General features: G+C 65.2%; 17 protein-coding genes and 1 tRNA gene. 12 read left to right on the top strand and 6 right to left on the bottom strand.

All coding sequences use genetic code 11. From position 1 onward, the window contains the following. Nucleotides 1-11 precede the first annotated feature (11 nt). Nucleotides 12-377, bottom strand: a complete 366-nt coding sequence (locus B6V72_RS04955) for a YraN family protein (protein ID WP_075774103.1) — start codon at nt 375-377, stop codon at nt 12-14. Then, a complete protein-coding gene (rsmI, locus tag B6V72_RS04950) occupies nt 374-1,225 on the bottom strand; it encodes a 16S rRNA (cytidine(1402)-2'-O)-methyltransferase (protein WP_075774331.1) in 852 nt (283 codons plus the stop codon). The genes B6V72_RS04955 and rsmI overlap by 4 nt, the downstream gene beginning before the upstream one ends. Before the next feature lie 188 nt (nt 1,226-1,413). Between rsmI and B6V72_RS04945 the strand changes: the two genes are divergently transcribed. The 3 genes from B6V72_RS04945 to murJ are packed head-to-tail and all read left to right on the top strand — an operon-like array spanning nt 1,414 to nt 6,965. Then, a complete protein-coding gene (locus B6V72_RS04945; protein ID WP_075774102.1) occupies nt 1,414-2,589 on the top strand; it encodes a penicillin-binding protein activator in 1,176 nt (391 codons plus the stop codon). Between the two features lie 58 nt (nt 2,590-2,647). Then, a complete protein-coding gene (locus B6V72_RS04940) occupies nt 2,648-5,410 on the top strand; it encodes a [protein-PII] uridylyltransferase (protein WP_088719629.1) in 2,763 nt (920 codons plus the stop codon). A gap of 1 nt (nt 5,411) precedes the next feature. Continuing rightward, nucleotides 5,412-6,965, top strand: a complete 1,554-nt coding sequence (gene murJ, locus B6V72_RS04935) for a murein biosynthesis integral membrane protein MurJ (RefSeq protein WP_088734890.1) — start codon at nt 5,412-5,414, stop codon at nt 6,963-6,965. A gap of 162 nt (nt 6,966-7,127) precedes the next feature. Here murJ and B6V72_RS04930 read toward each other — a convergent pair whose 3' ends face one another. Beyond that, entirely contained in the window at nt 7,128-7,814 is a 687-nt protein-coding gene (locus B6V72_RS04930) for a rhomboid family intramembrane serine protease (protein WP_075774099.1), read from the bottom strand. A gap of 128 nt (nt 7,815-7,942) precedes the next feature. Between B6V72_RS04930 and trpS the strand changes: the two genes are divergently transcribed. The 5 genes from trpS to B6V72_RS04905 all read left to right on the top strand — a co-directional run bounded on the left by trpS (nt 7,943) and on the right by B6V72_RS04905 (nt 13,913). After that, the gene (gene trpS / locus B6V72_RS04925; RefSeq protein ID WP_088719627.1) at nt 7,943-8,983 is read left to right on the top strand and encodes a tryptophan--tRNA ligase; all 1,041 of its coding nucleotides are present in this window, start codon (nt 7,943-7,945) and stop codon (nt 8,981-8,983) included. A 281-nt stretch (nt 8,984-9,264) separates the two neighbouring features. Beyond that, nucleotides 9,265-9,963, top strand: coding sequence for a type 1 glutamine amidotransferase (locus B6V72_RS04920; RefSeq protein WP_075774097.1), 699 nt, complete (start codon nt 9,265-9,267; stop codon nt 9,961-9,963). 12 nt (nt 9,964-9,975) lie between these two features. Further along, on the top strand, nt 9,976-11,331 hold the full coding sequence (locus B6V72_RS04915) for a glutamine synthetase family protein (RefSeq protein WP_088719768.1): 1,356 nt from the start codon (nt 9,976-9,978) through the stop codon (nt 11,329-11,331). A 4-nt stretch (nt 11,332-11,335) separates the two neighbouring features. Continuing rightward, on the top strand, nt 11,336-12,637 hold the full coding sequence (locus B6V72_RS04910; protein WP_088734888.1) for an FAD-binding oxidoreductase: 1,302 nt from the start codon (nt 11,336-11,338) through the stop codon (nt 12,635-12,637). Between the two features lie 91 nt (nt 12,638-12,728). Further along, nucleotides 12,729-13,913 (top strand): aminotransferase class I/II-fold pyridoxal phosphate-dependent enzyme, encoded by a 1,185-nt coding sequence (locus tag B6V72_RS04905; protein ID WP_088734886.1) that lies wholly within the window; start codon nt 12,729-12,731, stop codon nt 13,911-13,913. Nucleotides 13,914-13,981: 68 nt separating this feature from the next. Here the strand turns inward: B6V72_RS04905 and B6V72_RS04900 are convergent, their stop codons facing one another. Together B6V72_RS04900 and rlmB are read right to left on the bottom strand one after the other, a co-directional pair. Beyond that, complete coding sequence (locus B6V72_RS04900) at nt 13,982-14,401, bottom strand: CoA-binding protein (protein WP_088734885.1); 420 nt, start codon at nt 14,399-14,401, stop codon at nt 13,982-13,984. 193 nt (nt 14,402-14,594) lie between these two features. Beyond that, nucleotides 14,595-15,368, bottom strand: coding sequence for a 23S rRNA (guanosine(2251)-2'-O)-methyltransferase RlmB (gene rlmB / locus B6V72_RS04895; protein WP_088734884.1), 774 nt, complete (start codon nt 15,366-15,368; stop codon nt 14,595-14,597). Between the two features lie 128 nt (nt 15,369-15,496). On the opposite strand from rlmB, the gene B6V72_RS04890 reads away from it, so the two are divergent. Then, nucleotides 15,497-15,580 (top strand) — tRNA-Tyr (locus B6V72_RS04890). A 78-nt stretch (nt 15,581-15,658) separates the two neighbouring features. Here B6V72_RS04890 and B6V72_RS04885 read toward each other — a convergent pair. Next, nucleotides 15,659-15,964 carry a hypothetical protein gene (locus tag B6V72_RS04885; protein ID WP_233242987.1) on the bottom strand — a complete coding sequence of 102 codons (306 nt, stop codon included), beginning with the start codon at nt 15,962-15,964 and terminating at the stop codon, nt 15,659-15,661. A gap of 168 nt (nt 15,965-16,132) precedes the next feature. On the opposite strand from B6V72_RS04885, the gene B6V72_RS04880 reads away from it, so the two are divergent. From B6V72_RS04880 to B6V72_RS04870, 3 genes are all read left to right on the top strand, one after another. Beyond that, on the top strand, nt 16,133-17,137 hold the full coding sequence (locus B6V72_RS04880) for a hypothetical protein (protein ID WP_088734883.1): 1,005 nt from the start codon (nt 16,133-16,135) through the stop codon (nt 17,135-17,137). A gap of 101 nt (nt 17,138-17,238) precedes the next feature. Beyond that, nucleotides 17,239-18,522 (top strand): O-acetylhomoserine aminocarboxypropyltransferase/cysteine synthase family protein, encoded by a 1,284-nt coding sequence (locus tag B6V72_RS04875; protein WP_075774091.1) that lies wholly within the window; start codon nt 17,239-17,241, stop codon nt 18,520-18,522. 218 nt (nt 18,523-18,740) lie between these two features. After that, nucleotides 18,741-22,049 carry a hypothetical protein gene (locus tag B6V72_RS04870; protein ID WP_088734882.1) on the top strand — a complete coding sequence of 1,103 codons (3,309 nt, stop codon included), beginning with the start codon at nt 18,741-18,743 and terminating at the stop codon, nt 22,047-22,049. The last annotated feature ends 93 nt before the right edge of the window (nt 22,050-22,142 follow it).

Here is a 22,142-nt window from a genome sequence, read left to right as displayed (position 1 = left end):
CCATCGGCCGGTCACATTCCGAAATAGGCGTTCTCCAGAACCTTGATCTCCCCGATCTCATTGACCAGCGCGAGATCGAACCGAACCTTGCGATTGCAGTTGGCCGGAGCCGGATGGCGCATCAGGTATTCTTCGACCGAAACGCAGATTCGGCGCATCTGACGTTGCGAAAGACGTTCGGCAGCACGGGCATGGCTCCGCGATTTCTTCACTTCGATGAAGATCAAGGTGTCGCCCTCGCGCGCGATCAAATCGATCTCGCCGCCATATTTGCCGCGCCAGCGATGTTCCGACACCGCGCGGCCTTCTCTCTCGTAATGCAGCATCACCTGTTCTTCGGCGGCGAGACCCGAATGATACGACAGCGATCCACTCATTTCTTCTTCTCCATAGCCAGAGCGGCCTGATAGACCTTGCGTCGCGGCAAACCGGTCGCGCCCACGACGGCATCGACCGCATCGCGAAGCGACTCCCGCTCGAGCGCGGCGCTCAACCGGCGCTCCAGTTCCGCATCATCGACTTCGACCGCGTGCGGCCTGTCGACCACCACCACGATCTCTCCCTTGATCGGCGCATCAGCCACGCCTGCCGCAAGTTCTTCCAGCGTGCCCCGGCGCACCTCTTCGAACCGCTTCGTCAGTTCCCGGCACAGCGCCGCTTGTCTCTCCTTTCCCAGACTATGGGCCGCGTCAGCTAACATTTCCCTAATGCGTTTGGGGCTTTCATAAAAAACCAGTGTCGCGGGAATTTCCTTGAACTCGGCGAGCCAATTCCGCCGCGCGCCTTTACTGTTCGGCGCGAACCCGGCGAAGAGGAAGCGATCCGTCGGCAGGCCCGAGAGCGTCAGCGCCGTCAGCACCGCCGAGGGGCCCGGCGCGCTGTAGAGCGGCAGCCCGGCTTCGATCACCGCGCGGCCGAGCTGATAGCCGGGGTCGGCGACCAGCGGCGTGCCCGCTTCGGAGGCATAAACCACCGACTTCCCGGCCTCGAGCGCGGCAAGGATTTTCGGCCGCATCGCGGCACCGTTATGGTCATGATAGGCGAGCACCTGGCGCCCGTTGAGCGGTACTCCGTGAATCTCCATCAGGTGCCGCAGGCTGCGGGTATCCTCGGCCGCCAGAACATCGGCGGCGCGCAACATATCTAGGGCGCGCAGCGTGATGTCGCGGGCCGCTCCGATCGGCGTGGCGATGAAATGAAGCCCCGGGCTTAACGGCGCAGGCACCCCCTTGGTTCCGCCATTTTGCGCGTTTGCATCAGATACAACACCCTCGCCCATCGCCCGCCTCATCACTTGTGTGGATCGTTTACTTCACGCCTGCTTGTGCGTAGTCTCGATCGCGTCATCCGATCGCGGTTCGCAGGCTTTGCTTAAGTGCCCGGACCGGACGCCAACGCCCAAAAGGACGTATCATGTTTAATCTCATTCGTAACCCCCGCGCCCTCGCTGCGCGAATCGCAGCCCTCCTTGCTCTGGTCTGGCTCGCGGCCTGTCAGCCGGGGCCGATGGGCAATTCCGGCCAGAAGATCGACAGCAGCGCACCTGTCAAGGTCGCGCTTCTCGTCCCGTCGGGGTCGGGAAATGCGGGCGATGAGACTCTCGCACGGGCTCTGCAGAATGCGGCCAATCTCGCGATCCAGGACCTGAAGGGCACCCGCATCGACCTGCAGGTCTACAACACCGCGGGCAATCCGCAGCAGGCCGCGGCGATGGCGACCAAGGCTGCCGACGAGGGCGCGAAGGTCATCCTCGGCCCCGTCTATGCGCAATCGGCGAATGCGGCGGGTCTCGCGGTGGCCTCGCGCAACATCAACGTGCTTGCGTTTTCGAACAATACCAACGTCGCGGGCGGCAATGTATTCGTGCTCGGCCCGACCTTCCAGAACACCGCCAACCGCCTCGTAAGCTTCGCCGCGCGTCAGGGCAAGCAGCGGATCATGGTCGTGCATGAGCAGACCACGGCAGGCGAAATCGGCGCGCAGGCGATCCAGACGGCGATCGCACGGTCGGGCGCTTCGCTCGCGGGCGTGGCCTCCTACCCGTTCTCGCAGCAGGGCGTGGTCGATGCGACGCCGCAGATCGCAAGCCGCGTGAAGTCCGGCGACGTCGATGCGCTGTTCCTGACCGCCGATACCGCAGGCGCACTCCCGCTGCTCACGCAGCTGATGGGCGAGCAGGGAGTGACCCCGCAGACCACGCAATATATCGGCCTGACCCGTTGGGATATCCCGCCGGCGACCCTGTCGCTTCCGGGCACCCAAGGTGGATGGTTCGCCGAGCCCGACCCGGCGCTGCAACAGCAGTTCGTGTCGCGCTACACCGCCGCTTACGGGCAAGCGCCCCACCCGATCGCGGGCCTCGCCTATGACGGGGTCGCGGCGATCGGCGCGCTGGTGAAATCGGGCAATCCGAACGCGCTGACCAAGCAGGGCCTGACCCAGCGTTCGGGCTTCGTGGGCGTCAACGGCGTCTTCCGGCTCCTGCCCGACGGCACCAACGAGCGCGCACTCGCCGTAGCTCAGGTCCGCAACGGGCAGGCGGTCGTGATCGATCCGGCGCCGCGCAACTTCGGCGGTTTCGGCTTCTGATCCGGAGCGCCGCTACAGGAAAGGGCCCGCAAAGGGACGAGATCGCGCAGTGACCAGCATGACAGACACCGCCCCGGCATCGACCGGGGCGCCCCTCCTTCTGGATCAGCAGCGTCTGTTCGACGCGCTCGACGCCGCAACCTCCGGTGCAAGCGATCCCAAGGACATCCGGACCGCGACGGTGAACTTCCTCACCGAGGAGCGCCGCGCCGCCACCGCTGCGATCGAGGCTGATTTCGAGAGGCACCCGCGCGCGGCGCGCGACACGGTCGAAGCCTATGCCCAGATGACGGACGGGATCGTCCGGTCGGTGCTGCGCATCGCGACGACGCGCCTGCATCCAAGCGGCATCCGCACCGAGGCAGAGCGTTTCGCGGTGCTCGCCGTGGGCGGCTATGGCCGCGCCGAGATGGCTCCACATTCCGATGTCGATCTGCTCTTCCTCACCCCTTACAAGGTCACCCCCTGGGCCGAGAGCGTCATCGAGTCGATGCTCTACATGCTCTGGGATCTGAAGCTGAAGGTCGGTCATTCGTCTCGGACGCTCGACGATTGCATCCGGCTCGGGCGCGAGGACATCACGATCCGCACCGCACTTCTGGAGCATCGCTGCGTCGGCGGCGACGATAAGCTGGCCGAGGCGCTGTCGCTGCGCCTTCACCACGACCTTTTCGAGGGGACCGAGGCCGAGTTCATCGAGGCCAAGCTTGAGGAACGCTCGCAACGCCACCGCCGGCAGGGCGGGCAGCGCTACGTGCTCGAACCGAACGTGAAAGAGGGCAAGGGGGGCCTGCGCGATCTGCAGACCCTCTACTGGATCGGCAAATACATCCATCATGTGGGCCGCGCCCGCGAATTGATGGAGATCGGGGCATTTTCGCCCGAGGAATACGAGACCTTCCACGAGGCCGAGAATTACCTCTGGGCGGTGCGTTGTCACCTGCATCTGATCTCCGGCCGCGCTTCGGATCAGCTGACCTTCGACATGCAGGTCGAGGTGGCCGAGCGCATGGGCTATCGCGATCTGGCGGGCCGCCGCGCGGTAGAGGTATTCATGCAGGATTACTTCCGCCACGCGACCGCCGTGGGCGACGTGACCCGCATCTTCCTGACCAAGCTTGAGGCGCAGCACGTCAAAAGCGCGCCGATGCTGACGCGGATTTTCCGCCGGCGACGCAAGCTGAAGGCCCCCTATTGCGAAGAGAACGGACGCATTAACGTGGCCGACGAGAAGGCATTCCTCTCCGATCCGGTCAACCTGCTGCGCCTCTTCGAAGAGGGGCTGCGATCGGGGATGCTTATCCACCCTGACGCGATGCGGCTCGTCTCGGCCAATCTCGACCTGATCGACGACAAGGTGCGCACCAATCGCGAGGCGCAGCGTATCTTCCTCGATCTGCTCCTGAAGCACGGCAACCCGGAACGCGCGCTGCGCCGGATGAACGAGCTGGGCGTGCTGGCCGCCTTCATCCCCGAATTCGAGCCGATCGTCGCGATGATGCAGTTCAACATGTATCACAGCTACACCGTGGATGAGCACACGATACAGGTCGTCTCGACGCTGGCACAGATCGAGCGCAAGGAGCTGGTGGAGGATCTGCCGCTCTCGTCGCATATTCTCGAAGAAGGCATCAATCGCAAGGTTCTCTATGTCGCGCTGCTGGTGCATGACATCGGCAAGGGACGCCCCGAAGATCACTCGATCCTCGGCGCGAAGATCGCCCGCAAGGTAGCGCCGCGGCTGGGGTTGAACCCAGAGGAATGCGACACCGTCGAATGGCTGGTGCGCCATCACCTTCTGATGTCCGACGTGGCGCAGAAACGCGACCTGTCGGACCCGCGCACGATCCGCGATTTCGCCAAGCGCGTGAAGTCGCGCAAGCGACTCGACCTGCTGACGGTGCTGACGGTCTGTGACATTCGCGGCGTCGGCCCGAACGTGTGGAACAACTGGAAAGCGACGCTGCTGCGCAAGCTGCATTCCGAGACCGCGATGGCGTTGGAGCACGGGCTGGAAGCGGTCAATCGCGAGCAGCGTACCGACGAGGCCAAACGTGCCCTGCGCGAAGTGCTGGAGGCGCAGGACGACTGGGACAAGACCCGCATCCGCGCCGAGCTCGCCCGCCATTACCCGCCCTACTGGCAGGCGCTCGCCACGGTCAATCACGAGATCTTCGCGCGGCTGCTCCGCGATCTGGGCGATAACGAGATCCGTATCGACCTGCATCCCGATGACGATCACGACGCGACCCGCGTCAGCTTCGCTCTCGCCGATCACCCCGGCATCTTCTCCCGGCTCTCCGGCGCGCTGGCGCTGGTCGGCGCGAACGTGGTCGATGCGCGCACCTATACCTCGAAGGACGGGTACGCGACCGCCGTCTTCTGGGTTCAGGATGCCGAGGGCCATCCCTACGAGGCCTCGAAACTGACCCGCCTGCGCGGGATGATCGAGAAGACGCTGAAAGGCGAGGTCGTCGCCCGCGAGGCGCTCAAGGATCGCGACAAGCTCAAGAAGCGTGAGCGCGAGTTCAAGTTCCCGACCCATATCACCATCGACAACGAGGGATCGGATATCTACACGATCATCGAAGTCGATACCCGCGACCGGCCCGGCCTTCTCTACGACCTGACCCGGGCGCTGGCATCGAACAATATCTCGATCTCCTCGGCGGTGATCGCCACCTATGGCGCGCAGGTCGTGGACAGCTTCTACGTGAAAGACATGTTCGGCCTGAAACTCCATTCCAAATCGCGCCAGGAAGCTCTCGAGAAGAAGCTGATGGACGCGATTGCCTCGGGCGCGAAACGGGCGGGCAACTAATATGAAACCAATCCGGCTGGTGCGCGGCTTCCTCACGGTGGGCGGCTGGACCATGGCGAGCCGCATCCTCGGCTTTGCGCGCGACATGATGATCGCGGCCTATCTCGGTGCAGGCCCGGTGGCGGAGGCCTTCCTCGTGGCCTTCTCGCTGCCGAACCTGTTTCGCCGTTTCTTCGCGGAAGGCGCGTTCAACACCGCCTTCATCCCGATCTTCTCGAAGAAGCTGGAGGGCGGCGAGGACGCGCAGGGCTTCGCGCGCGAGGCAATGGGCGGCTTGGCCTCGGTGCTGATCGTGCTGACACTGGTGGCTTCCGCGGCAATGCCGTGGCTGGTGCTGGCGATGGCCTCGGGCTTCGCGGGCGATGAGCGGTTCGCCATCGCCACGAGCTATGGCCGGATCGCCTTCCCCTACATCCTCTTCATCTCGCTCAGCGCGCTTCTGTCGGGCGTGCTGAACGCCGCCGGTCACTTCGCCGCTGCCGCCGCGGCACCCGTGCTGCTGAACGTCACCTTTGTCATCGCGATGCTAATGGCCGATCAGGCCGGCTGGCCGGTGGGCGATGCGCTGGCCTGGGCCGTGCCCGTTGCGGGCGTGGCGCAACTGGCGCTGGTCTGGGCCGCGGCATGGCGGGCGGGCTACAAGATCGTGCCGAAACGCCCGCGCCTCTCTCCCGACATGAAACGCCTCGTTCGGATCGCGATCCCGGCGATGCTCGCGGGCGGCGTGGTGCAGGTGAACCTGCTGGTGGGCCGTCAGGTCGCCTCGCATTTCGACGGCGCGATCGCGTGGCTGAACTATGCCGATCGGCTCTATCAGTTGCCGCTGGGCGTCGTGGGCATCGCGATCGGCGTGGTTCTGCTGCCCGACCTGTCTCGTCGCTTGCGCGGCGGCGACACGGCCGGCAGCCGCTATTCCTTCTCGCGTGCGGGAGAGTTCGCGCTCCTCTTCACCGTCGGCCCCGCCGTGGCGCTGCTGGTGGCAGCCCAGCCCATCGTCTCGGTCCTGTTCGAGCGCGGCCAGTTCACCCACGAGGACACCATTGCAACGGCCTGGGCCACCGCGATCTACGGTCTCGGCCTGCCCGCCTTCGTGCTGCAAAAGGTTCTGCAGCCCTTGTATTTCGCCCGCGAGAACACGCGCACGCCGTTCAACTACGCGCTCGTCGCGATGGTGGTGAATGCGGTGTTGGCGATCGGGCTGTCCTTCGTGATCGGCTACCTTGCGGCGGCTGTCGGAACGACGCTCGCCGCCTGGGCGATGGTCGCGCAGCTTTGGCTCGGCGCACGCCCGATGGGGGAAGCCGCGAGCTTCGATCACCGTTTCTACCGCCGCCTGCCCCGCATCGTGATCGCGGCGCTGGTGATGGGCGCTGCGATCTGGGCGGTGACCTGGGCGGTGCCCGGCGCATTCGCCGTGCCGGGCCTACGTGCGCTGGCGCTACTGGGGCTCGTGCTGTTCGGGATGGTCGTCTATTTCGGCACGGCCATCGCGATCGGTGCGATGCATATGGCCGATCTGAAAGGTGCGATGCGGCGCGGTCCGGGCGGGGCGTAAGGGCCGCGCCCGACCCTTGGGTGGCACTTTAATCCGTCTCTCGCTGGGCGCTTTATCTCTCATGCCCGACGGCCGCTAATGCCTGCGCCGACTTCGCCAATGCGCCCTCCCGGTGGGAGGGTCGGGCGCGGCCCGGGGCTAGTCGCCCCTGGCCAGGAAGGCTCACCGACGCCGCAGCCGCTGCAACGTCCGCTGCATTCCGCCGGGCGCCACGAAGAAGCTCAGCACGAAGCCTGCCACGAACCCGACGATATCCGCGATCCAGTCGGGCCGCGCGCCGAAGATCATCGCAAACAGCAGCTGAATGCCCATCAGTGCGCCGATCAACGAGAAGGCCCGGAACTGGTTCGCATTTTCCTGCCCCAGTCGCGTCCACAGAATCCATGTGAACGCCCCGATCAGCCCGTAATCGCCGGGATAGCCGCCATAGAGCCCGATCTGCGTAAAGGGCAGCGCCGCATAGACAAGCGCGCCAAGGATCGTCGCCCCGAAGAAGACGATCGCCACGGCGAGGCCCGAGAACACCTCGCCAACCATCTTGCCCAGCGCCAAGAGGAACACGAGCACGAAGATCGCCTGAGTCACCGAAGCGTTGACGAACGGATAGGTCAGAATTCGCATCATCTGCTCCGGCGGATATTGCCCGGTCTGGACCATCGCGCGCATCACCTGCGGCGAGAAGGCGAATTTCTGCAGCGCGTCGAGCCGCCAGCCCGCCGCCTGCGCCCCGCCGATCAGCCCCGACTGGCCCATCGCGAAGAACAGCTCCGTCGCGATGATCGGCAGCGCCAGAAGCCAGACCACTGGCGGCAGCGGGTTCATCGGGTGTTCATCATAGCCGTCGCGCATTAATGGTCTCCTGCTCGCGGGCTCAGTTGCGCCCTTTGCGCTTTAGCGATAAGCGAGCGGAGAGCGGATTTCCACCCCGGGAGATCCTCAATGGCGGGCTTCCACCCCCCGCAGATCAGGAGCATCAGATGAGCGAGCAAGCGCAACCCCTCAACGCCAATTTCAAACCGCGGATCTTCTCCGGCATCCAGCCCTCGGGCGGGCTCACGCTGGGCAACTATCTGGGCGCGCTCAAGCGCTTCGCCCAGAAGCAGGACGAAGGAATCGAGACAATCTACTGCCTCGTCGACCTGCACGCGATCACGGTCTGGCAAGAGCCCGAGGCGCTGCGCCGCAACACCCGCGAGGCAGCTGCCGCCTTCATCGCCTCGGGCGTCGACCCGAAACGCTCGATCCTGTTCAACCAATCGCAAGTGTCGGCCCATGCCGAACTGGCCTGGGCGCTGAACTGCGTCGCGCGTCTGGGCTGGATGAACCGGATGACCCAGTTCAAGGACAAGGCGGGCAAGAATGCCGAGAAGGCCTCGCTGGGCCTCTATGCCTATCCCGCCCTGATGGCCGCCGACATCCTGCTATATCACGCGACGATGGTGCCGGTAGGCGAGGATCAGAAGCAGCACGTCGAATTGACCCGCGACATTGCGGCCAAGTTCAACCACGACTACGGGACCGAGTTCTTTCCCTCCCCCGAGCCGCTGATCGAAGGCGCCGCTACCCGGGTGATGTCCCTGCGCGACGGCACCAAGAAGATGTCGAAATCCGACCCCTCGGACGCGAGCCGCATCAACCTGACCGACGATGCCGACACGATCGCCAAGAAGATTCGCAAGGCCGTGACCGACCCCGAGCCCCTGCCCTCCGAGATCGAGGGGCTCAAGGACCGAGCCGAGGCGCGCAACCTCGTGAACATCTACGCCGCGCTGGCCGACATGACGCCGACCCAAGTGCTGGGCGAATATGGCGGCGAGGGCTTCGGCAAGTTCAAACCGGCGCTGGCGGAGCTCGCAGTCGCGAAGCTCGCCCCGATCTCGGACGAGATGACCCGGCTGATGAACGACCCTTCCGAGATCGACAATATCCTGGGCGATGGCGCGAACCGGGCCGACGAGATCGCACAGCCGATCCTGGGCCAGACGCTCGAGATCATGGGAATGATCCGCTCGCGTTAAGCGTCGAGAACGGGGGCTCTGCCCCCGTCGCCGGAGAGCGACAAAACCAAAGGAAGAGGGGCGCTGCCCCCTCGGGCTATCGCCCTCCCCCCGGACATTTCGCCCAAGCCGAAACGGATCTTCCTCTTGATGGAAATATCCCGGGGGAGGCGCGCACGCGCCGGGGGCGGAGCCCCCTTCGCGCCTTCCGGCCGCGATCCGGCGAACCAGCAGCGCCCCCCTTGCCGCCGCTCACGGCCCGCACTACGCTTCGGCAACAAGAGCTTACGAGCGGACCTCCCATGCGTATCGGCATTCTCCAAACCGGCCAATCCCCCGACGTTCTGCGCGACAAGGCGGGCGATTATCCCGACATGTTCGAAGCCCTGCTCGCCGGGCGCGGCCTCGAATTCCAACGCTACGACGTCGAGCATATGCACTTCCCGAAAGACGTGCATGAATGCGACGGCTGGCTGATCACCGGCTCCCGTCACGGCGCCTACGAGGATCATCCCTTCATCAAGCCACTCGAGACGTTCATCCGCGACGCCCATGCCGAGAAGGTGCCGATGGTTGGCATCTGTTTCGGCCACCAAATCATCGCGCAGGCGCTTGGCGGCAAGGTCGAGAAATTCTCCGGCGGCTGGGCCGTAGGCCCGCAGGATTACGATTTCGGCGGCGAGGTGATCGCACTCAACGCGTGGCATCAGGATCAGGTGACAGAGCTGCCGCCGGGTGCGACACCGATCGCGGGCAATGATTTCTGCGCCTATCCAGCGCTTACCTATGGCGACACGATCTTCACCGTTCAGCCCCATCCCGAGTTTCGCGACGAATTCGTGGAAGGGTTGATGGACACACGCGGGCGCGGCGTCGTGCCCGACGAGTTGATGGAGGCGGCCCGCACGCGGCTGGGCCGGCCCAACGGCGCGCCCCGGATCGCCGAGCGCATCGCCGATTTCTTCCTCAAGACAAGGGTGCCCGCGCACCCGGAAAGCTGACCGATGAGCGACATGAAGGACTGGACCGACCGCATCCCGCAAGCCGCACGCGATTACATCGAGGGTCGGCGTCTCGACGAGGTTGAATGCATTGTCGCCGACATCGCGGGGGTCGCGCGCGGCAAGGCGATGCCCGCGTCGAAATTCAAGTTCCAGGATCGCTTCTTCCTGCCGAACTCGATCTTCCTGCAGACGATCACCGGCGAGTGGACTGACAACCCCTCGGGCGCCTTCACCGAGCCGGACATGATCCTGACGCCCGATTTCTCGACCGCGACGGCCGCGCCCTGGACGGCGGACTGGACCTTGCAGATCATCCACGACGTCGAGGACCAGCAGGGCAACCCGGTGCCGATCGCCCCACGCAACGTGCTCAAGCGCGTGCTTTCGCTTTACGAGGCCGAGGGCTGGGTGCCGGTCGTCGCCCCCGAAATGGAATTCTTCCTCGTTGCACGTAATGTGGATCCGAACCAGCCGATCATCCCGCCGATGGGGCGGTCTGGTCGTCGCGCGGCCGCCAAGCAGGCCTATTCGATGTCGGCGGTCGATGAATACGGCAAGGTCATCGACGATATCTACGACTTCGCCGAGCTTCAGGGTTTCGAGATCGACGGCATCTTGCAGGAAGGCGGTGCCGGGCAGATCGAGATCAACCTCGCCCATGGCGACCCGGTCGAACTCGCCGACCAGATCTTCTACTTCAAGCGGCTGATCCGCGAGGCCGCCCTGCGTCAGGATTGCTTTGCCACCTTTATGGCGAAGCCGATCGAGGGCGAGCCGGGCTCGGCCATGCATATCCACCAATCGGTGATCGACACCAAGACCGGCGAGAACATCTTCTCGGACGAGAGGGGCGGCGAGACGGAGGCCTTCCTGCATTGCATCGCGGGGCTTCAGACGCACCTGCCCGCGGTGATCGCGCTGCTGGCGCCCTACGTGAACAGCTATCGCCGCTACGTCCCGGATTTCGCGGCCCCGATCAATCTTGAATGGGGCCGTGACAACCGCACGACGGGCCTGCGCGTGCCGATCTCCGGCCCAGCGGCGCGGCGGATCGAAAACCGTCTCGCGGGAATGGACTGCAACCCCTATCTCGGGCTCGCGGCCTCGCTCGCTTGCGCTTATCTGGGCCTCAAGGAAAAGCAGATGCCGAAGCCCGAATGCCTGGGCGACGCCTATATGTCGGCCGAAGACGTGCCGGTGAATCTGGGCGATGCGCTCGATCTGTTCTCGGAAAGCGCCCCGATCCGCGACGTGCTGGGGCCGGAATTCTGCGCCGTCTATGAGGCCGTGAAGCGCAACGAATACAAGGAGTTCCTACAGGTGATCTCGCCGTGGGAGCGCGAGCACCTGTTGATGAACGTGTGATGCGATGAACCTGCTCTTCGCCAATGACCGCAAGGGCGAGCACGCGCCGAGCTATTACGCGGCGACCGCGCTGACCGACCGGCGCTGGCCCGAGTTGAAGGGCCGCCACCGGGCGGATGTCTGCGTGGTGGGCGGCGGCTTCACCGGCCTCTCGGCGGCGCTGCATCTGGCGGAAAAGGGCTATTCTGTGCGGCTGCTCGAGGCCCATCGCGTAGGCTTCGGGGCGTCGGGACGCAATGGCGGGCAGGTGGGCTCGGGCCAGCGGCTGGAGCAGGACGATCTGGAGAAAGCCCACGGCCCCGAAATGGCGCGCAGGCTTTGGGATATCGGAGAGGACGCGAAAGCGCTGATCCGCGACCTGATCGCACGATACGAGATGGACGTGACCTTCCACCCCGGCATCGCCCATGCCTGCCGGACGCAATCCGAGGTCGCGCATTCCCACCACATGGCGGAGAAACTGGCCCGCGATTACGGCTACGATCAGGTGGAGCCGCTCTCCCGCGAGGCGCTGCACGCAATTCTGCCGTCGGAGGCCTATCTTGGCGGCGATATCGACCGGGGCGCAGGGCACCTGCATCCGCTGAACTTCGCCCAGGCCCTGGCGCTCGCTTGCGACAAGGCCGGCGTGGAAATCCACGAGGGCTCGCTCGTCCATCATATCCGTCCCGGCGCGCCGGTGCGCGTGCAGACCGAGCATGGCCATATCGATGCCGATCATCTGATCTTCGCGGCCAATGGCTATCTTGGAAACCTCGCCCCGCGCGTGGCTTCGCATGTGATGCCGATCAACAATTTCATCGTCGCGACAGAGCCGCTGGGCCCGCGCGTCGCCCAAGTGCTGCGCGAGAATATCGCCGTGGCGGACACGAAATTCGTGGTGAATTACTGGCGGCTCTCTGACGATAACCGCCTGCTCTTCGGCGGCGGCGAAAGCTATGGCTACAAGTTCCCCGACATCGTGCAGACCGTGCGCAAGCCGATGCTGGAGGTCTACCCCTCCCTTGCCGATGTAAAGATCGACTACGCTTGGGGCGGCACGCTCGCCATCACCCGCACCCGGATGCCCTATTTCGCACGGCCTTTGAAAAACGCGCTCTCGGCCAGCGGCTTTTCCGGCCATGGCGTCGCGATGGGCACGATGGCGGGCAAGATCATGGCCGAGGCAGTCGCAGGTCAAGCCGAACGCTTCGACCTGATGGCCAGCCTCGACGTGCCGGGCTTCCCGGGCGGATCGCTCCTGCGCAGCCCGCTTCTGGTCGCCGCGATGACGTGGTTCTCGATGCGCGACAAACTGGGGATTTGAGCCGGTCTCAGTTTCGTCATGAAAAGGTCACTGGAGAATTCGCCCCCTGCAGTGTAAGTATTTCTGAAAGTCAGTTTCAGGATATCTTGCCATGCCGCGTGACGGACAGACCGCCCCGAATTGCTACGACGCCGAGGCCATTCCCGAGGCCGCCCGGGCCGAAATCGATCGCCTTCTGACAAGCGGGGACCTGTTCCGCTACACCTCGGAAGACGCGCCGGTCGCCAAGCTGGAAGCCGAGTTCGCGGAATTCATGGGCGTCAAATACGCCGTGGCGGTGTCATCCTGCTCGCAAGCCCTCTTCCTGTCGATGAAGGCGCTCGACCTGCCGCGCGGCGCGCGCGTGCTGGTCCCAGCCTTCACCTTCGCTGCCGTCCCTTCCGCCATCGTCCACGCCGATTGCGTCCCGATTCTGGTCGAAGTCGGCTCCAATTTCCGCATCGACCTCGACGATTTCCGCGCGAAATTCGACGACAGCATCGACGCGGTGCTAATCTCTCACATGCGCGGCCACACCTCCGATATGGACGTGATCATGGAACTGGCAGCCGAGAAGGACGTGCCGGTGATCGAGGACGCGGCGCACTCGCTCGGAACGCTCTGGAACGGCAAGAAGATCGGCACCATCGGCAAGATCGGCTGCCTCTCCTTCCAGTCCTACAAGCTGATCAACGCGGGCGAAGGCGGCATCCTGCTGACCGACGATCCGGAGCTCGCCGCCCGCGCGGTCATCATGTCGGGCGCCTATGAGCATAATTGGAAGAAGCATCCCGGCCTGCAGAACAGCTTCCATCACTGGCAGAACAAGCTGCCGCTATACAATTGCCGGATGCAGAACCTCTCCGCCGCCGTCATCCGCCCGCAGATCGCGGAAGTGGAGCGCCGCGTGAACGATGGTCGCGCCAACCACGACTATGTCGCGGAGCGGCTGAACACGAGCGACTGGCTCGACGTGCCGCCGCCGCTCGGGCCCGAAACCCGCGCCCCGGATTCGCTGCAGTTCAACCTCGCGGGCGATTGGTCGGATGACGAAGCCCGCAAGATGCAATCGGAAGCGAAAGCGCGCGGCGTCAGCGTGCAGGTCTTCGGCCTCAGCCAAGACAATGCGCGCGCCTTCTGGAACTGGCAGTTCCTCGGAGATGTGCCGGAGCTTCCGAAAACCCGAGAGATGCTGATGCGCGCTTGCGATACGCGCTTACCCGCGAGGCTCAAGCAGCCCGATCTCGATTACATCGCCGATGCGATTCTCGAGGCTGTCAAAGCCGTAAAGGGCTGATCCGGTCTTCTCCTTGATCGAAATATCCCGGGGGCAAGGCCGTCACGAGGGGGCAGAGCCCCCTCGCCTTACCCGACCATCACGCGGGGATAGTCGATCTTCGGGCATCGGTTCATCACGACTTTCACCCCCTGTCCTCGGGCTTTCTCGGCGGCAGCGTCATGCGACACGCCAAGCTGCATCCAGATCGTCTTGAGATGGGGCAGATGCGCCAGCGCCTCGTCCACGACCTCCGGCACCGCCTCGGAACGGCGGAACACGTCGACCATATCCACCGCGATCTCGTCGGGGATCGCGACGAGATCGGCATAGACCGTCTCGCCCAGCAGCTGTTGCCCCGCGAGCCCAGGATTGACCGGGATCACACGATACCCCTTGGATTGCAGAAACCGCGCCACTTCATATGAGGGGCGCTCCGGCTTGTGGGACATGCCGACCACGGCGATGATCTTGGTACTTTCCAGAATGTCGCGAATCTCGTCTTGCATCTGAAACCTCTCCTTTGTCGCAGCCCTCTAAGAAAAATGCGCCCAAGCCTTGAAGGCTGGGCGCAACAGTGGCGGAACGAGGGACAGTGAACTAGAGACGCAGCGGTTCCGAAGCTGCGCCTCGGACATCGAGATAGGAACGCATCCCGCCGCTTTTAAGGTCCACGCCCTCATGATCGCGATTTTGTGACCATTACCGACTTGCGGATGCATAAAGAGACACCGCGGCGGCATTCGACACGTTGAGCGAACCGAATTCGCCCGCAAAGGGGATTCGCACCAGACGGTCGCAGGTCTCGCGGGTCTTCTCGCGCAGGCCCGGTCCCTCGGCGCCCAAAACGAGCGCCACCGGCTCCATTCCCGCCTCGGACAGCCCGTCTTCGAGCGACATCTTCGCCTCGCCCGCAAGCCCGATGAGCCGGAAGCCCATCTGGCGAAGCTCCTCCATCGCGTCGGAGAGGTTCTTCACCCGCAGATAGGGCTGACGCTCGAGCGCGCCGGAGGCGGTTTTCGCGAGTGCGCCGGTCTCGGGCGCGGAATGGCGATGCGGCGCGATCACGGCGGCCGCGCCGAACACCTCGGCCGAGCGCAGGATGGCGCCGACGTTATGCGGATCGGTGACGCGGTCGAGCAGCACCACACGGCGCGCCCCGAAGCAGACATCCTTCAGCGCGCCCCAATCGAGCGGTTTCACCTCGAGCGCCGCGCCCTGATGGACGGAGTCGGTCGAGATCGGTACGAACTTGTCGAACTTGCGGACATCGACGATCTCGGGCTCCATGCCCGACGCCTCGATCGCCTCGGCCAGTTTGTCGGCGGCGTTCTTCGAACAGACCAACCGCAGACGCTCGCGCATCGGGTTCTGCAGTGCATCGCGCACCGCATGCAGGCCGAAGAGCCACACGGACTCGGCGGCCGCAGCGCGCTTGGCGCGTTCCTTATCGATCACCCAGGCTGGCTTTTTCATCGCGGGTCTCCTTTGGCCCCTACCTGCGCGGAATGACCTCGTTTGGCAAGCTCTGATCCGGAGCGCGATTTTTCGGCAAACTCTCTCTTGACGCCCCCCGCCCCCTTTTGTATCTCCCGCCCAGCGTCGGGTGACGTGCTGCAAGGTGCGGCAGCGGACTGTAACTCCGCCGGGGCGACCCACGCCTGGTTCGATTCCAGGGTCACCCACCACTTCCCCCTTTCAGGAACTGGTGACACGCGGCTCCCACGGGGGCCGCTGTGTTGAATAACGCCCATTCGTTGCGCCGTTTATTGCAGCACCGCTTTGCGGCTGAACCGTGCTTCTTCCGAACTGCCATCGTCATAGATCAGCTTCACCCGCACCTCGGAGACCGAGCCCTGCGGCTGGCTGACATAGACATTGTCGCCCGAGATCGCGTTGGGCTGGGCTGCGCCCTCGTGGCATTTCTCCATCTTGAACGATTTGGTGGGCGGCGCACCATTGAAACCGTAGCGAATCTCGCTCAGCCCGCAGCGCCACGCCAGAAGATGGGTGAAGTAGACCAGATCCTTGCCACCGTATTCCCGGATCGCGACCCAGGAGTCGCGGGTCATGCCGAGAATCGGGCGCACTTCGGCAGCGGTGGTAAAATTCTGCGCGTTCGCGGGGCCGCTCAATGCGACACCACACAGCGCCAACGCGGCTAACTTGCTTATCCGTATCACCTTTTACCCCTGAACTTTCTCGCTATACTGCGTTCAAATCCTCCGACAGGCGGCAGTATGGCGGCGAACGACCGGACTTCACAACCCTACAACATCTTCTGTGTTGCACAGGCGGGACGGCTGGAATTCGAAGCGATTCTGTTCGTATTGAGTTTCCGCGCCGCCAATCCGGACTTCGCTGGGCGCTTGCTGATCGCCGAGCCGCAACCCGGCCCGCGCTGGTCCGAGGAGACGCGGATCTCCGGTCCGGTCCGGGCGCTGCTCGAAGAGGTCGGCGCCGAGATCGTGCCCTTCGAGTCGAAGGTCTTCGGCCAGTCCTACCCCCATGGCAACAAGATCGAGGCGCTCGCCGCCCTGCCCGCGGGGATGCCCTTCGTCTTCTTCGACACCGATACAGTTTTTACCGGGCCGCTGTCGCAGGTCGGTTTCGACTTCGACCGTCCATCAGCCTCGATGCGCCGCACCGGCACCTGGCCCGAGCCGCCGCTTTACGGTCCGGGCTATACCGGCATCTGGAAGTCGCTCTACGACAAATTCGGGCTGGACGGGTTCGAGGAGACGCTCGATCTGAGCCAGCCGGACGAATACTGGCGGCGCTACATGTATTTCAACGCAGGCTGGTTCTTCGGTCCCGACCCGGCGGAGTTCGGCGACCGTTTCCTGCGCTACGCCCGCGACATCCGCGACGAGACGCCGGATGAGCTGGCCTGCCAATCGCTCGATCCGTGGCTCGATCAGGTTGCGCTGCCGCTGGTGATCCATTCCTTCGGCGGCGGGCGCCCGGGACCCGAGCTCGATGGGCTCGACGGCGATGTCAGCTGTCATTACCGCGCGCTGCCATTGATGTACGCGCGCGAGAGCGACACCGTGATCGACACCGTCGAAGAACTGACGTCCCCGAACAGGGTCAAGAAAGTGCTGAAGGCTTACGAGCCTGCCAAGAAGCTGATTTATCAGGGTAAGGGCCGGAAGCTTCGCGGGATCATCGCGGAGGAAGGCATGCCACGGCACGAGAAGGCGCTGCGTAACCGGATCAAGCGCGCGAAGCTCTGGATGCGCTGAGCCGCGCGGTCCTTCTCTGGCCTCTTATCACCGAAAACGAATGTGTTTGTCGGCCTCTCCCGGTGCCGCTAACGTCTCGGCAAGAAAAGAGGAGCCCCGATATGTCCGACTACGCATTCGACACCCTGCAAATCCACGCCGCGGCCGATCCCGATCCCGCGACGGGCGCGGTTCAGGTGCCGATCTACCAGACCACATCCTACGCCTTCAAAGACGCCGACCACGCGGCGCGCCTGTTCAATCTCGAGGAAGTCGGCTTCATCTATTCGCGCCTGACCAACCCGACGGTGATGAAGCTGGCCGAACGTGTCGCGGCGCTTGAAGGCGCGGCAGGCGGCGTGACCTGTTCCTCGGGTCATGCGGCGCAGATCATGGCGCTCTTCCCGCTGATGGGGCCGGGGCTGAACATCGTGGCCTCGACGCGGCTCTATGGCGGCTCGATCACCCAGTTCAGCCACACGATCAAGCGCTTCGGCTGGTCCTGCACCTTCGTCGATTTCGACGATCTCGACGCGTTGGAAGCGGCGGTGGACGAGAACACCCGCGCGATCTTCTGCGAGTCGATCTCGAATCCGGGCGGCTACATCACCGACCTTCCGGCGGTGGCGAAACTGGCCGACAAGGTCGGCCTGCCGCTGATCGTCGACAACACGCTGGCCACCCCCTACCTGTGCCGCCCGATCGAGCATGGCGCGACCCTCGTCGTCCACTCGCTGACGAAATACATGACCGGCAACGGCACCGTCACCGGCGGCTGTGTCGTCGATAGCGGCAAGTTCGACTGGTCCGCCTCGGGCAAGTTCCCGTCGCTGAGCGAACCCGAGCCCGCCTATCACGGGCTGAAATTCCACGAGGCGCTGGGGCCCATGGCCTTCACCTTTCACTCGATCGCGGTCGGGCTGCGTGATCTCGGCATGACGATGAACCCGCAAGGCGCGCATTACACGCTGATGGGGATCGAGACGCTGAGCCTGCGGATGGACAAGCACAACGCCAACGCCAAAGCGATTGCCGAATGGCTCGAAAAGGACCCGCGCATCGATTACGTCACCTATGCGGGGCTGGAGAGCTCGCCGTGGCATGAGCGTATGAAGACCGTCTCGCCGAAGGGCGCGGGCGGGCTGTTCACCGTCGCGGTCAAAGGCGGCTACGACGCCTGCGTGAAGCTGGTGAACAATCTCAAGCTGTTCAGCCACGTCGCCAACCTTGGCGATGCGCGCTCGCTGATCATCCACTCGGCCTCAACCACGCACCGCCAGCTGACCGAAGCGCAGCAGATCGCCGCAGGGGCCGCGCCGAACGTGGTGCGCCTGTCGATCGGGATCGAGAATGCGGACGACCTTATCGCCGATCTCGATCAGGCGCTGAGCGCCGCAACCAGCTGATAACACAGATGGCGCGCCGCGATGTCGGCGCGCCATCCATGACCGCGGATTGCATTTCCGACATTTCTTGCTTCGTTCCCCGCGTCTGCGCCGTTGAAACGGTGGAAAACCGGCAAATGCCCGCTCCGTCCCCGTCGCGGCGCTTTTCAGAAGATCGAATCTCCTTTACCAAGATGTGAACACTTGGACCGGACCGCCCCGAGGCGCGCGCAGCACCCATGAAACCCGATTTTGCATTGATCCTCTCGCATGATGGCATCGCTCTGGTGCACCGCGCGAAAGAGGGCTGGACGCTTCTGGGCGAGGCCGCGCTCGAAGGGGAGGACCCGATGGCCGAGGTCGCGGCCCTGCGCGACAAGGCCCGGGCGCAGGCTCCGCGCGGCTTCACTTCGAAGCTCGTGCTGCCGGATACGCAGATTCTCTATACCGCGATCTACGCGCCCGGTCCCAGCCCGGCGCAGCGCAAGAAACAGATCGAAGCGGCGCTGGAAGGCATGACGCCCTACCCCGTCAGCGAGCTGGTCTATGATTTCGCGGGCCCCGGCCAGACCGTGCAGGTCGCCGTGATCGCACGCGAGACATTGAAGGAAGCCGAGAGTTTCGCGCAGGAGAACGGCTTCAACCCGGTCAGTTTCGTGGCCGCCCCCGAACCCGGCGACTTCCCCGGCGAGCCGCAATTCGGCCTGACCTCGTCGGTCGCGCAGTACATTCCCGAAGGTGCGCATGTCGAGCCCGACAAATTCGCGCTGATCGTGGCTGTCGATCTGTCCGAGGAGGCAAGCGAGACGCCGGCGGAGGCCGTTCCGTCAGAAGCCACGGAGACGGAGGCCACCGAGGTGGAAACCGCCGCTGCGCAGAGCGAGATGGCGGAGCTCTCCGACGACAGCGCAGTCTCGGAAACCGAACTGGCAGAATTGAGTGCGCTGGATCAGCCGGCGAGAGCGGAGGCCACGGCGGAAGAGGCTGATCTCACGCTGCCGGGCGAGCCGGGCGAATTCTCCGAGTTGCTCGATGCGACGAGAGCCGAGCCCGACGCGCAGCAAGGCGCGCCGAGCGAGGACACGCCCGCTGCGGCAAGCCCCGCCGCCAAGGCCGCCGAAGCGGTGGCGGCGGGCGAAATCGCACCCAAGGAAACCGAGGCTGCGGATGCGGTCGAATTTGCCGAGGGCGAGCCGGATGGCGCGCTCTCCGACGACGCGGAGGCGGACAGCGCCGAGGAAACCTCGGACGCAGCCCTCGCCGCTGCTGGCCTCGCGGCCGCACGGGCCTTGCCAACCGCCGCGGAGGCCGATGCCAAACCTGAAGATGTGGCGCACGATGCGGAGAGCGACCAATCCGAGGCTCTCGAAAGCGACGAGGACGACGACGATCTGCCGAAATCCGACGCCAGCGTTATCGCCGCCGCCTTCGCTTCGCGCCGCGACCACGCGGCGACGGTGACCGTGAACGACACGCCACCGCGGCTCGGCGGGGCCACGCGGCTCAGCCCGATGCCCGATCGCAGCAAGATCGCATCGGGCGACGCCAAGATCACCGCGCCCACGCTCGATTTCGACGAGCCCGATCCGCGTTTCACGCCGAAAGAACCGCAGAAAACCGGGGCGAAAGCGGGCAAGGCTACAGCCCCCTCGGCGCGCACGGGGATCGGCGAGACGACTGCGCTCGGCGCGAAATCCGCGACCTCGTTGCTGCGCGAGGAGGCGAAGGACGGGCCGGATGCGAGCGCCGCCACCCCGGCCCCGATCGTCGAGCGTACGAGCGACAAGACTGTTTTCGGCGGCACCAAGCGGCCGACGACGGGCGGCAAGCCGCGCCATCTCGGGCTGATGCTCACCGGCGCGCTGGTGCTGGTACTGGCGATCATCGCGCTCTGGACCACACTGCTCGACGATCCCGCACCGGTCGATGCGCCGGTGGACGCCATCGCCGAAGCGCCCGCCCCGGCCGCGGGTGACGCGCCAGAGCAGACCGCCCTTGCCCCGGCCACTCCTGAAGTGGCGGCCCCCGAGGCAACGCAATCCGACGCTCAGGCTCCGGCCAACCAACCCGCTCCTCAAGACGAGCAAGTCGCGGCGCTCGCCCCGGCTGATGCGCAACCCGCCCCGTCGGAACAAAGCGACGCGGTCACCACGGCCGCGCCCGCCACCGCCGCGCCAGCGCAGGATCAGGCGCCCACGCAGAGCGGCGCCGACGCACAGCCCTCTGACACGCAGCCTGCCGATACGGCTGCGGCAGAGCCGCTCGCCGACGCACAGGCGACCGCTTCGGACATCACGGCGTCCGACACGGGCGACACCGCCCCCGACACCATGCCCAATTCGCAGGCAGAGACTCCGGACGCCACGGCTGAGACGCAAACGGACGTTGCGGCAAACGACGCGACCGCCAGCGAAACCGCACAAAGCGACGCGACCGAAGCTCCCGCAACCGAGGCGCAGATCGCGTCGCCTGCGACGCCGCCCGCAGAGCTTCCGGCCTTCACCGCGACGCCGCTCGCCCCGCCGAGCGCCGATACGCTGCAGAGCGACACGCAGCCCCCAGACACCCCGCCTGTCACGCCGACGGAGGACGGAGTGGAAATGCCGGGCGGCTTCACGCTTTACGCGGGCGCGCCCGCCGTCACTCCAGGCCCCCGCCCCGAAGCCGTCGCGCAGGCCTATGCCGCGACCCAGCCGATCACGCCGGAAGGCACGCTCGGCGCGATCCCGTCGCTGTCGGGATTCCGTCCCGCGGACAAGCCCGCCGACCTCACCGGCGCAACCGCAGCGCCAAATGAGACCGATCCCGCCACGCAGGCTGATCCGAACGATCAAGGCGCGCTCGACCCGGCACTTCAGCCCAATCCCGAACTCCAGACGACGCGCCCGACGGCTCGCCCCGACGCGGTGACCAAGCTCGCCACAACGCAGGCGCCCGCCTCGGAATCCGCAGCGGTCGCGAACCCTGAACTCGCGGCACTGCGGCCACCGCGCCGTCCGGCATCGATCCAGGAGTCGGTCGCCGCCGCCGTGCAGGCGCAAGATGAAGCCGTCGCCGAGAACGCCGATCCCTTCGCCGGCGCGACCGCTCTGGCGGTGGCGCGCTCCGCCGTCCCGCCGACGAAACCGCGTAACTTCTCGCGTTCCGTCGAGAACGCCCTGGCCGCTGCGATCGCCGCCGAGCCCGCGCAAACCGTCGCCGCCGCCGCCGCGCGCGCCCCGGTCGCCACGCCCGTGCCCGACCCGCGGCCCGCCGATCTCGACGAGCCGGAACCCACTGCCGCGCCGACGCGCCTGCCGACCTCTGCCTCCGTCGCCAGACAAGCGACCGAGAAGAACGTCATCAACCTGCGCAAGATCAACCTGATCGGGCTTTACGGCTCCTCGTCGAACCGCCGCGCCCTAGTGCGGCTCTCGAACGGGCGCTTCGTCAAAGTGGGGGTGGGCGACCGGCTGGATGGCGGGCGGGTGACGCAGATCGGCTCCAATGCGCTGACCTATAAGAAAGGGTCGCGCAGCCTGACGCTGAAGCTGCTGCAAGAGGGCTAAACGCGCGCGGCGCAATCATTCGCGACCTTGAACCCTTGCGCACGGTCTGCGCTGGATTACGCTGGGACGTAGACGCGTCGCGCCCCTCCCCCT

The organism is Thioclava sp. F34-6 (genome assembly GCF_002213235.1).
Lineage (GTDB): Bacteria > Pseudomonadota > Alphaproteobacteria > Rhodobacterales > Rhodobacteraceae > Thioclava > Thioclava nitratireducens.
The sequence above is the reverse complement of the archived record's forward strand: the minus strand, read 5'-3'. Positions and strand labels throughout refer to the sequence as shown.